Here is an 11,036-nt window from a genome sequence, read left to right as displayed (position 1 = left end):
CGGCGAAAATGAATTCTCGACGGGCGAAGATCAGTCGAATAGGTGCTTCTCGTCGACCTCTGGTCTCATGGCGAAACACGAGGAGAGCCGAACGTCTGCTGCCAGCGGCGGGCAGTCTCGCGCCTTGCGGTCTGATCGCGTTGTGTCCCGCCGCGATCTGACACGCACTAGAACATCGTTTCCATGAAATCGGCTGTCGAGTATGGATTTAGCTCTCGCCATCTCCAACGGTGTCATGCTCCGCGGAGGCGGAGCATCCAGTACTCCGCGGCAGAAGAGATCGAACAGAGGCGTCACGGCGTACTGGATCGTCCGCCGGAGCCTGTCATCGGGCTCGCCGTAGGCGAGATCCGGTGGCGGACGATGACAGCTGGGGCTGTATCGATAGGACCGAGACTTTAGAAACGGACGTCTGGTCACCCTGCCGCGCATACGGCCGCAAACGGAGCACAGCCTGCGGAAGATTTTCCGTCAGCTTGAGCCTGACAGAGAAGTCTTGGACCGTGCCGGGTTTCCCGCATCTTTTCCACCAGCCCAACTCGGCGTGGAAGTAATAGACGGGCGCCTCAGTCGATCACAACCGTCTCTGAATACTGGATCGTCCGCGAAGGCGCCTTCGCGGACGATGACAGTCGAGATGATGCATCCAGATCACTTGTTACGATCTCGCGTTTTGCGGCCGCAACTTACCCTGCGCTGCACTCGAGAGAGCGATCAGGATGATTCCTTGTCGCGGAAATACGGCTCGACGGGCCCGTGCACCTTGATGGTCAGCGGATTGCCGTAGCGGTCCTTGGCGTTGCCGGCGGGGACGCGGATCCAGCCTTCGCTGACGCAATATTCCTCGACATTGGTCTTCTCGACACCTTTGAAACGGATGCCGATGTCGCGCGCAAGGATCTCCGCGTTGTAGTACGGGCTCTTCGGATCGACCGACAGACGGTCCGGCAGTTCATTCGCAGTGGTCTTGGTCTCGCTCACAGCAGCGCCTCGATCTGTTTCTTCAATGCCTCAGGTTTGGTGGTCGGCGCGTAGCGCGCCACCACGCAGCCCTCGCGGTCGACCAGGAATTTGGTGAAATTCCATTTGATCGCCGCGCCCAGCAGGCCGCGCTTCTCCCGCTTCAGGAACTTGAACAGCGGATGCGCGGCCGAGCCGTTGACGTCAATCTTCGCGAACAGCGGGAAAGTCACGTCATACTTGCCCGCACAGAATGCGCCAATTTCCGCAGCCGAGCCCGGCTCCTGGGCGCCGAACTGGTTACAGGGAAATCCCAGCACGGCAAAGCCCCGGCTCAGATACTCCCGATAAAGGGCTTCGAGACCGCGATATTGCGGCGTGAAGCCGCAGGCGCTGGCGGTGTTGACGATCAGCAGCACCTGCCCCTCGAACCGCTTCAGCGGCACCTCTTCGCCACCGAGCGAGGTCGCGGTGAAATCGTAGATGCTGGTGGCCATCTAGCTCACCGGATCGATCGGCGACGGCGGCATGCCGCCGGCTTCGATCGCCTCGCCGGCGGCAAGGCACAGGTCTTCGCGGAAGCGCTGCGACACCAGCTGCACGCCGACGGGCACCCGCCCGACCAGGCCGGTCGAGACCGTCAAGCCGGGGAGTCCGAAGAAGGGAATCGCAATCTGCGTCAGCTGCGCGTGCCAGACGCGCTGGAACGATGCCTCATCCTTGCGGTCGAACTGGTCGGGGAACGGCAGTTCGCCGGACACTGGCAGCAGCAGCACCGGATGCTGCTCGAGGAACATGAGCCACTCGCGGGTCAGGGTGGCGCGGCGGGTCAGCGTCTGCGACAGGTCGAACGGATGCACCTTGGCGCGGTTGCCGCGCAGGCAGGCCAGCGCGCCGGGGTCGCCCTCCTTCTCGGCGAGCGCGAGCTGCGCCTCATAGCCGTCGCCCAGCCAGAGCCTGGTCTGGAGCTGAGCTGCCTCCTGCATCGGCGGGGTGTCCTTGAGCTCCTCCACGATCCAGCCGGCGCGCTCCAGCCGCTTGGCGGCATCGCGCAGCGCTGCCTGCACCTCCGGCACCGGATTGAGCCCGTCCGGATCGACGCAGAGTGCCACCCGCTTCGGCAGCGGCGGGCCTTCCAGTGGCACCGGCATCCACCAGGGATCGCGCACATCGCGCGCGGACATGGCGGCCAGCGCCAGCCGGAGATCCTTCACGGTGCGCGCCAGGGGGCCGGAGACGGCGCTGATCTGCGGCCCGATTGGACGCTCCGGCAGCGCGGCGTTGAAGGCGGGAATGCGCCCGACGGTCGGGCGCAGGCCGTGGATGCCGCAGGCATAGGCCGGGTAGCGGACCGAGCCGGCGATGTCGGTGCCGTGGCCGATATGGCCGATACCGGCCGCGGTCGCCGATCCCGCCCCGCCGGAGGAGCCACCTGGCGTGATCGAAGGATCGCGGGGATTCTTGGTGTCGCCGTGGACGAGATTGCTGGTGAACCAGCGGTAGGACACGGCCGGCGTGTTGGTGCGCCCCAGCAGCACCGCGCCCGCTCTGACCAGATTCTCAACCACCGGATTGTTGGCTTTCGCAATCACGTCCTTCTGCAGCTTGAGCCCATTGGTGGTGGCAAAACCGGCCTGGTCGACATTGACCTTGATCGTGACGGGAACGCCGGCCAGCGGCCCCGGATCCTCACCCCGCGCCAGCGCAGCATCGGTCCGATCGGCCTGGGCCAGCACCTCCTCGGGACGGTGGTCGATCACCGCATTGATCTTGGGATTGACCGCATCCAGCCGGGCCAGCGCCGCTGTCGCAGCCTCCTTAGCGGAAACCTGCTTGGACTTGATGAGTGCGGCGAGGTCGGCAGCCGGCAGGCGCCAGAGGTCGGTCATGGGCAACTCCGTGATGGCACCGTTTTCTAGCGCCAGAGCGAGCCAGTAACCAGGGCGGCGGCCGGTCCTTTGCGGCGTGCGGCCATGCGCGCTGCGGATGGACGGCCGGGCGAGCTGCTGCTCGGCGTCCAATGCTATTGCTGAATTGATTCATGCGGAATCAATCTTGGCCAGGGCTGACGATCAAGATTAAGACCTTGAACAAACAAATAAGCCTGGGGGAAACAACATGCTCGGATCTGGCACCGCACTCGCAACGACTCTGATCATCGCCGCTTTCGCAACTGGGCTGGCGCCGCGGACATCCCGCGCCGAGACCTTCGCCTATATCGGCAACGCCGACAGCAACGACATCAGCGTGTTCCGGCTCGATCCCGCCACCGGCGAGATGGCTCCAGTGCAGACAGCCGCCTTCCCCGGCGTCGAGAAGCCAGGCTCGTCGACGCCGCTGGCGATCAGCCCCGACCATCGCGTGCTGATCGCGGGCGTCCGCTCGCAACCTTATCTGGCCGTCAGCTTCGCCATTGATCCCAAAAGCGGCCAGCTCAGCCCTATCGGCAGCGGCCCGCTGGCCGACAGCATGGCCAATATCGCCTTCGACCGGTCAGGCAAATTCCTGTTCAGCGCCTCCTATGGCGGCAACAAGGTCGCGATCAATCCGGTGCAGGCGAACGGCGCGGTGGCAGCACCTGCCCAGGTGATCCCGACTGGCCCGAACGCGCATGCCTTCCTGCCCGCGCCCGACAACCGCTTCGTGTTCGCGACCAATCTCGGCTCCGACCAGGTGCTTAGTTTCAAGTTCGACGCGACAACCGGCGCACTGACGGCGAACGAGGCGGGCACGGTGAAAACGCCTGAAAAATCAGGTCCGCGCCACTTCATCTTTCACCCGAACGGCAAGTTCATCTACCTCTTGCATGAGTTGAACGCCGACGTTGCCGTCTATGCCTATGATGCTGAGAAAGGCACGTGGCGCGAGACGCAGCGCACATCGGCCCTGCCCTCCGGCCTTTCGGGAAAGCCTTGGGCCGCAGATCTCCACATCACGCCGAACGGCCAGTTCCTCTACGCCTCGGAGCGTACCTCGAACACCCTGGCCGCGTTCAAGGTCGACGCCGCCAGCGGCCATCTCACCACGATCGGCAGCGTTCCGACCGAGACCCAGCCGCGCGGGTTCAATATCGATCCCAGCGGCCGCTATCTCGCAGCCGTCGGGGAACTCTCCAACGGCATGAGCCTCTACAGCATCGATCAGGCCAACGGTGCGCTGACCAAGCTGAAGTCGTATGCCGTCGGCAAGAAGCCGAACTGGGTGGAATTCGTCACCCTGCCCTGACACGGGCGGCGGCAGTCCAAGGAACGATCGGGCGGCCGGTTGAATTGGCCGCCCGGCGGCGGTTTCAATCGGCGTTGTAATTACCTATATACAGCGTAATTACCTATATACAGCGCATGAGCACGACCACGACGCCCAGCCGCCACCCGCTTGCAGTCCAACATCCTGAAATCGACGAAAATTCGATCCGTCTCCTGGTCGAGACCTTCTATGGCCGCGCGCGGCAGGATGCGCTGATCGGCCCGATCTTCAACGCCACGGTACAGGATTGGGACGAGCACATCGGCAAGATCGCCGACTTCTGGTCATCGATGCTGCTCAAGACCGGGCGCTATAACGGCGCGCCCATGCGCCCGCATTTGCTGCTGTCGCTGCAAGGCGCCCATTTCGATCGCTGGCTCCAGCTGTTCGAGGCCACCGTGCGCGAGCTGTTCTCGCCCGAGGTCGCCGAGCTCTTCATCATCCGCGCCCGCCGCATTGCCGACAGCTTCGAGATGGGGATTGCGACCACGCGCGGCGAGATCGTCCGTCCCCGGCATGCGGTTTCCGGATGAAACCCACCCGGAGGAAACGGCGAGAGGCCTCCGTCTGCCTCAATGCCGCGTCATCGACTGGGCCGGCATGTCGAAGATCGCCTCGGAGAACGGAAACTCCAGGACGATATCGCCTTCCTCATCGGTGACCTCGATGACCGCGGACAACAACGCCGCGTTTGCACCTTCGGTGCGAAAAAGTTCCCGGATCATATCACGTGCGACTTCCCAGGCACGATCGGGATTGCGCAGCATTTCGCCGTCGGTATCAGAAACCAGCTCATCGCCGATCCGGGTGTTGAAGAAGTATCGGGGCATAGGCAGATTCCAATAAGGTCGCGCTTTTTGGACGGGACGTCTTGAACAACTCACGACTGGCTTATGCGGCGGTTCCGCGTCAGCCTACGAAGAGAACCGGACGCGGTTGCGAACCGATCAATCACGAATTCGTTCTTTTGACAGCCTTGTTTCCCTGACATCGATACTCGTTCCCGTCTGCGACATCGCACTGCAATAAATGGGCCGGACTGGTCCAAACAAAAAGATTCCACTGGCGAACTTTTCTTGACACGGTAGTTTAATGTTGAGGACGAGAAGCGTCCCGAGAAGAAGGAGAGGACAATGGCCTGGAAAGCACCCAAGATTGTTGAAGTGCCGGTCGGCATGGAAATCAACATGTATGCCTGCGCCGCTCGTAAATAAATTGCGAGTGTGACGTCAACGTCTTGAGGGTGGACGCCCAAGGGCTGCGCATTCTCCAGCCCGATGCGCTGGGTCCGGCGTCCACCCTCGTCCCCAATCCAGCCCGTGCGTGCTTCGATTTGTGTACTTCGATGTGCGTTCTTTGATTTGAGTGAGCTGCCAGGAGACGGGTCATGCTTCGCATCGTCGTCCTGGGCGCCGCCGCCGGCGGCGGAGTACCGCAATGGAATTGCGGCTGCGCGGTGTGCCGGGCCGCCCGGACGGATCATCCCGAGATCAGAAACAGTCAGGCTTCGATCGCCGTCAGCGGCGACGGTATCCATTGGTTTCTGATCAATGCGTCGCCCGACCTGCGCCAGCAGGTCACCCGCGCGCCCCAGCTTCATCCCCGGCCCGGCGTGCTGCGCCACAGCCCGATCGCCGGCGTGATCCTGACCAATGGCGAGATCGACGCGGTCACCGGCCTGCTGTCGATGCGCGAGAGTTCGCCCTTTACCATCTATGCGCACGCTAAGGTGCTTGCGATCCTCAAGTCGAACAGCATCTTCGATGTGCTGAAAGAGGAGAACGTGCGCCGTGTGAGCATCGATGTCGATATCCCGTTCATGCCGCAATTGCCGGACGGGTCGCCGTCCGGACTTGAGATCACCCCGTTTGCGGTCTCCGGCACCAGCGCATGGTATCTCCGCGGCAAGGAGCATCCCGGTGGAAGCGCCTCGACCGGCGACACCCTGGGCCTGAAGATTGTCCATCAGGCCAGCGGCAAGTATGTCTATGTGATCATGGCCTGCGCCGACGTCGACGAGGCGTTGAAGACGCGGCTGAGGGATGCGCCTCTGGTGTTTTTCGACGGCACCGTATGGCGCGATGACGAGATGATCCGTGCTGGGCTCGGCGACAAGACCGGCCAGAGCATGGGACATATCGCGATGTCCGGAGAGAGCGGCGCGATCAAGCAGCTGGCGGACATCGGGATCGGCAGGAAGATCTTCCTGCATATCAACAACTCGAACCCGGCGTGGCTCCACGCCTCACAAGAGCGGCAGACATTGGAACGCGAGGGATGGGAAATCCCCGCCGAAGGGATGGAGATCGTGCTGTGAGTGAGGTGAACTTGAGTGGAATGACGGCGCTGTCGATCGGCAAGAATGTGACGCTGAACAGCGCCGGTGAATTGGAAGCGGCGCTCCGCCATATCGGCGCGACGCGCTATCACAACCTGCATCCGTTTCATAAGCTGTTGCACGGCGGCAAGCTCAACAAGGGCCAAGTGCAGGCCTGGGCGCTGAACCGCTACTACTATCAGTCGACGATTCCGATCAAGGACGCGGTGGTGATCTCGCGCTTCCGCGACCGCGCCACCCGGGTCGAGTGGCGGCACCGGATCGAGGATCATGACGGCGACGTCGGCAGCGAGGGCGGCATCGAGCGCTGGCTCAAGCTGACGGAAGGACTTGGACTCGACACCGCTTATGTCGAGTCGACCGAAGGCATCCTGCCGGCGACGCGCTTTGCGGTCGAGGCTTATGTGCATTTCTGCCGCGACCGCTCGCCGCTCGAAGCGATCGCCTCGTCGCTGACCGAGCTGTTCGCGCCTGGCATCCATGAGGAACGCATCTCGGGCATGCTCGAGCACTACAACTTCGTCAACAACGATACGATGAGCTACTTCAAGCGGCGGCTGACCCAGGCGCCGCGCGACGCCAATTTCGCGCTGGCCTACGTCAAGGAATATGCGACGACGCCCGAGCAGCGCGCCGTCGTCTGCAACGCGCTGATCTTCAAGACCAACGTGCTGTGGGTGCAGCTCGACGCGCTCTACCACGCCTATGTCGACGGCCACATTCCACCCGGCGCGTTCGTGCCGAAGGGGAGCTGAGTCGAGATGGCAGCGCCACGCAACATCCAAGTCACCGAAGGCAGTCGCGTGGCGCTGCCGCGGCATACCAAGCTGAGGTATGACGAGACGCGGCAGGTGTGGGTGATCCTCGCGCCCGAACGCGTGCTCGCACCGGACGAGATCGCAGTCGAGGTGCTCCAGCTTTGCGACGGCGTGCGCGACGTCGCTGGAATCGTGGACGAACTCGCCGCCAAATATGCCGCCCCGCGCGACACCATCGCGACCGATGTGGTCGCCATGTTGCAGGACCTCGCCGACAAGGGATTTCTGACCGAGGTTCGGGAGAAGACCTCATGACCGAACTCACCGACACCAAGCCGCAGGCCGACGGCAATGACGGGCTGGCCGTCCTCGAGCGCCGTGGCTCGGTCGCCGAGACCTATGGCATTCCGCTCGCCGTGCTGGCCGAACTGACCCATCGCTGCCCGCTGCAATGCCCCTATTGCTCCAATCCGTTGGAGCTCGACCGCGCAGGCCAGGAGCTCACCACCGCGGAATGGAAGAAGGTGCTGTCCGAGCTCGCCGAGATCGGCGTGCTGCAGGTGCATTTTTCCGGCGGCGAGCCCACGGCACGCAAGGACCTAGTCGAGCTGGTGCAGCATGCCAATGATGTCGGCCTCTACACCAACCTGATCACATCGGCCGTGCTGCTGACACGCGAGCGTCTCCAAGCCTTGGCGGATGCCGGGCTCTGCCATGTCCAGATCAGTTTCCAGGCCACCGAGGCCGAGCTTGCCGACCGCGTCGGCGGCCATCGCGGCGGTCACGCCAAGAAGCTCGAAGTCGCCCGCTGGACGCGCGAGCTCGATCTGCCGCTCACCGTGAATGCGGTGATGCACCGGCAGAACCTGCATCAGCTCCCGGACATGATCCAGATGGCGGTCGATCTCGACGCCGACAGGCTCGAGGTGGCGAACGTGCAATATTACGGCTGGGCCTTGAAGAACCGCGCCAGCCTGATGCCGACCTACGCTCAGCTCGAGGAGACCGATCGCCTGGTCGCCGAGGCGCGCGAACGATTGAAGGGCATCCTCACCATCGACTACGTGGTGCCGGACTACTACGCGCTGCGGCCGAAGAAATGCATGGGCGGCTGGGGCCGGCAATTCTTCAACATCTCGCCATCCGGCAAGATCCTGCCCTGCCACGCCGCCGAGAGCATCACGGGCCTCGAATTCGAGTCGGTGCGCTCGAATCATTCAATCGCCTGGATCTGGCAGAACTCGGAAACCTTCAACCGCTATCGCGGCACCGGCTGGATGAAGGAGCCGTGCAAGACTTGCGAATTCCGCGAAATCGATTTCGGCGGCTGCCGCTGCCAGGCCTTTGCGCTGACCGGGGACGCCGGCAACACCGACCCGGCCTGCACCTTGTCGCCGCTGCATGAGCGCATCTTCAAGCAGGCGGAGGCCGACGCGGCGTCCGGCCAGGACCGCTTCCTGTATCGCAACTTCGCCGGCGGCAGCTGGGAAGGCGGCGCTCAGGACGGCGAGGCGGCCGAGCGCGACCACAATGCCTGACGCCGAAGCAGGCAAGCCTTCGGCGCGGCGCGCCGATCCATTCGCTCCACTGACTTCGGAATGGCTCGGCGTCTCCGGCGGCCACGAAATCTACGTCGAGAGCGTCGGCCGCGCCGGCGGGATTCCCGCGGTCTATCTGCACGGCGGCCCCGGCTCCGGCTGCCAGCCGGATCATCGGCGGCTGTTCGATCCCGAGCGCTTCCATGCCGTGCTGTTCGATCAGCGCGGCGCGGGGCGCAGCCGGCCGGCGCGCAGCCGTGAGAGCAACACCCTGCCCGACCTGATCGCCGACATGGAGCTGATCCGGGAAAGGTTCGGTTTTGCGCGCTGGATCGTGGTCGGCGGCTCATGGGGCGCGACCCTGGCCTTGGCCTATGCGCAGGCGCATCCGACCCACGTTGCCGGCCTGGTGCTGCGCGCAACCTTTCTCGGCACCCGCGCCGAGGTCGAGACCGCATTCGACGACACACTGGCGCGGTTCCATCCCGCGCTCCATCGCGACTTCCTCGACGTGCTTCCCGAGGCCGAGCGCGGTTCGCCCTGTGCTGCCTATTGGCGGCGTATCCTCGATCCGGATCCTGCGATCCACGGGCCTGCCGCGCGCGCCTGGCACGACACCGAGCGCGCGCTCTCGGAAGTGAGGCCGTCCCGCGTCGGGCTCGACAAGGCCGCGCTGCAAGCCGGCGGGCCGCTTCCGGCGACCCCGTTCATGGAGGCGCATTACTTCCACAACGATTGCTTCATGGCGCCTGAGCAATTGCTGCGCGAGTCCGGCCGGCTCGCCGGCATCCCCGGCATCATCGTGCAGGGGCGGTTCGACCTGCTCTGCCCGCCCGCCACCTCGGCCGCGCTCGCGCAAACCTGGCGCGAGGCCGAAATCCGTGTCGTCGAAGCCGCAGGTCACAATCTTTATGATCCCGGCATCCGCGATGCCGTGATGAAAGCGATCGCGGATATGGCGTCGCGCGCGACTTTGCGACAAGATAGGAACGACATGGCGTGAGGCTCTCACCCTCCCCTGGAGGGGGAGGGTCGATCGCGAAGCGATCGGGGTGGGGTGATGCTCCACACTCCGACCCAAGTTCACCCCACCCCGTCTCACATTTCGCTGCGCTCATGTGAGCCGACCCTCCCCCACCAGGGGAGGGTGGAGACCGTGCCGCGCGCGAACACCTGCAACGATAAGGATTCTGCAATGCCCATCGCCGGAAAAGGCATGCTGCTGACGTCGATGGACATCAACGCGTCGGATGAAGCCGAGTTCAACCGCTGGTACGACCGCGAACATCTGGAAGAGCGGGTCGCGATCGACGGCTTCATCGAGGCGCGCCGCTATGTCGCCGAGCAGGCCAGCCCGAAATATCTCTGCCTCTATTCGACGGAGACGATCGAGGTTCTCGACAGCGCAGCCTATCGCGCACGGCTCGCCGCCCCGACCGAATGGTCGAAGGCGACGATGGCGCAATTCAAGAACATGATCCGATCCGTGGCGCGGATCACGATCTCCAAAGGCACCGGCCGCGGCGCTGTGCTCGGCGTGATCCGGCTGCGCCCGAAGGCAGGACAGGACGAGGCTTTGCGACGCGCCTTGCACGTCGAGCTCGATCCGGCCGATCTCGACGGCATCATCTCGATGCATCTCTTGGAAGGTGACGCTGCGCTTTCCGGACCGACTGCCGAGCTGCCCGTCACCACACGCGGCGCCGACTGGTTCGTCCTGATCGACGGCACCGAGAGCCATGCCATCGCCACGCTGATGACGACGCGCTTTGCCGCCATCGACGGACCATTGGCGACCCAGATTTCAGTCGGGATTTACCGCCTGATGTGGGACTTGAGCCGCGCCGACATCACGCAAAGCTGATTGCGCGTTGTGATGGATCAATGACGTCAAGCCGATAGCAGCGCATCATACGCTGCGGTGCGACATATTGTGCAGAGAGACGTGGCGGCGGAGCGGCACAAGTGCGGCGCAGCACGAGCGCCGCAGCATGCCTGTTTGCGCAAATTTGCCTTTGTGCCCGCCTTGGAATGGCTCTAGTCTAATAGGACAATCATATTGAGCCATTTCAAAAACAGAAGGGCGGCAGCGAGAGTATGACGACCGGAAAAACAGGTCACGGCCTGCGATCCGTCTGAGCTCAACAGCTAGTCACCCTCAGGTCAGGAAGGCCGCGCGCTCGTGGTTCATCGCGT

Annotated in this window: 13 protein-coding genes; 9 read left to right on the top strand and 4 right to left on the bottom strand. The window is 63.6% G+C overall.

Features of this window, described 5'->3' with window-relative positions; all coding sequences use genetic code 11:
* Positions 1 to 714: 714 nt before the first annotated feature.
* Genes ACQR1W_RS21685 through ACQR1W_RS21675 form a run of 3 tightly spaced genes read right to left on the bottom strand, consistent with a single transcriptional unit; the run spans position 715 to position 2,849 of the window.
* Complete coding sequence (locus ACQR1W_RS21685; RefSeq protein ID WP_434852700.1) at positions 715 to 981, bottom strand: DUF3297 family protein; 267 nt, start codon at positions 979 to 981, stop codon at positions 715 to 717.
* Positions 978 to 1,457 carry a glutathione peroxidase gene (locus tag ACQR1W_RS21680; RefSeq protein ID WP_434852699.1) on the bottom strand — a complete coding sequence of 160 codons (480 nt, stop codon included), beginning with the start codon at positions 1,455 to 1,457 and terminating at the stop codon, positions 978 to 980. Before ACQR1W_RS21680 ends, ACQR1W_RS21685 begins: the two co-directional genes overlap by 4 nt.
* Positions 1,458 to 2,849, bottom strand: coding sequence for an amidase family protein (locus tag ACQR1W_RS21675; protein WP_434852698.1), 1,392 nt, complete (start codon positions 2,847 to 2,849; stop codon positions 1,458 to 1,460).
* Between the two features lie 229 nt (positions 2,850 to 3,078).
* Between ACQR1W_RS21675 and ACQR1W_RS21670 the strand changes: the two genes are divergently transcribed.
* Together ACQR1W_RS21670 and ACQR1W_RS21665 are read left to right on the top strand one after the other, a co-directional pair.
* Positions 3,079 to 4,185: a lactonase family protein gene (locus ACQR1W_RS21670; RefSeq protein WP_434852697.1), complete on the top strand. Its 1,107-nt coding sequence runs from the start codon at positions 3,079 to 3,081 to the stop codon at positions 4,183 to 4,185.
* A 116-nt stretch (positions 4,186 to 4,301) separates the two neighbouring features.
* Positions 4,302 to 4,739: a group III truncated hemoglobin gene (locus ACQR1W_RS21665; protein WP_434852696.1), complete on the top strand. Its 438-nt coding sequence runs from the start codon at positions 4,302 to 4,304 to the stop codon at positions 4,737 to 4,739.
* Between the two features lie 39 nt (positions 4,740 to 4,778).
* On the opposite strand, the gene ACQR1W_RS21660 is transcribed toward ACQR1W_RS21665, so the two are convergent.
* Complete coding sequence (locus tag ACQR1W_RS21660; RefSeq protein WP_008974656.1) at positions 4,779 to 5,036, bottom strand: DUF6894 family protein; 258 nt, start codon at positions 5,034 to 5,036, stop codon at positions 4,779 to 4,781.
* A 303-nt stretch (positions 5,037 to 5,339) separates the two neighbouring features.
* Between ACQR1W_RS21660 and pqqA the strand changes: the two genes are divergently transcribed.
* The 7 genes from pqqA (at position 5,340) to ACQR1W_RS21625 (ending at position 10,704) form a co-directional block, all read left to right on the top strand.
* A complete protein-coding gene (gene pqqA, locus ACQR1W_RS21655) occupies positions 5,340 to 5,420 on the top strand; it encodes a pyrroloquinoline quinone precursor peptide PqqA (RefSeq protein WP_012029362.1) in 81 nt (26 codons plus the stop codon).
* 173 nt (positions 5,421 to 5,593) lie between these two features.
* Complete coding sequence (pqqB, locus tag ACQR1W_RS21650; RefSeq protein ID WP_434852695.1) at positions 5,594 to 6,523, top strand: pyrroloquinoline quinone biosynthesis protein PqqB; 930 nt, start codon at positions 5,594 to 5,596, stop codon at positions 6,521 to 6,523.
* Between the two features lie 20 nt (positions 6,524 to 6,543).
* The gene (gene pqqC / locus ACQR1W_RS21645; protein WP_434852977.1) at positions 6,544 to 7,299 is read left to right on the top strand and encodes a pyrroloquinoline-quinone synthase PqqC; all 756 of its coding nucleotides are present in this window, start codon (positions 6,544 to 6,546) and stop codon (positions 7,297 to 7,299) included.
* A gap of 6 nt (positions 7,300 to 7,305) precedes the next feature.
* Positions 7,306 to 7,617: a pyrroloquinoline quinone biosynthesis peptide chaperone PqqD gene (pqqD, locus tag ACQR1W_RS21640; protein WP_434852694.1), complete on the top strand. Its 312-nt coding sequence runs from the start codon at positions 7,306 to 7,308 to the stop codon at positions 7,615 to 7,617.
* Entirely contained in the window at positions 7,614 to 8,840 is a 1,227-nt protein-coding gene (pqqE, locus tag ACQR1W_RS21635; protein ID WP_434852693.1) for a pyrroloquinoline quinone biosynthesis protein PqqE, read from the top strand. The genes pqqD and pqqE overlap by 4 nt, the downstream gene beginning before the upstream one ends.
* Positions 8,833 to 9,843 carry a prolyl aminopeptidase gene (pip, locus tag ACQR1W_RS21630; protein ID WP_434852692.1) on the top strand — a complete coding sequence of 337 codons (1,011 nt, stop codon included), beginning with the start codon at positions 8,833 to 8,835 and terminating at the stop codon, positions 9,841 to 9,843. Before pqqE ends, pip begins: the two co-directional genes overlap by 8 nt.
* 192 nt (positions 9,844 to 10,035) lie before the next feature.
* Positions 10,036 to 10,704 (top strand): hypothetical protein, encoded by a 669-nt coding sequence (locus ACQR1W_RS21625; protein ID WP_434852691.1) that lies wholly within the window; start codon positions 10,036 to 10,038, stop codon positions 10,702 to 10,704.
* Positions 10,705 to 11,036: the final 332 nt, after the last annotated feature.

The organism is Bradyrhizobium sp. HKCCYLS1011 (assembly GCF_051167795.1).
Lineage (GTDB): Bacteria > Pseudomonadota > Alphaproteobacteria > Rhizobiales > Xanthobacteraceae > Bradyrhizobium.
Note: the sequence above shows the minus strand (reverse complement) of the source record. Positions and strands in the feature narration are given on the sequence as shown.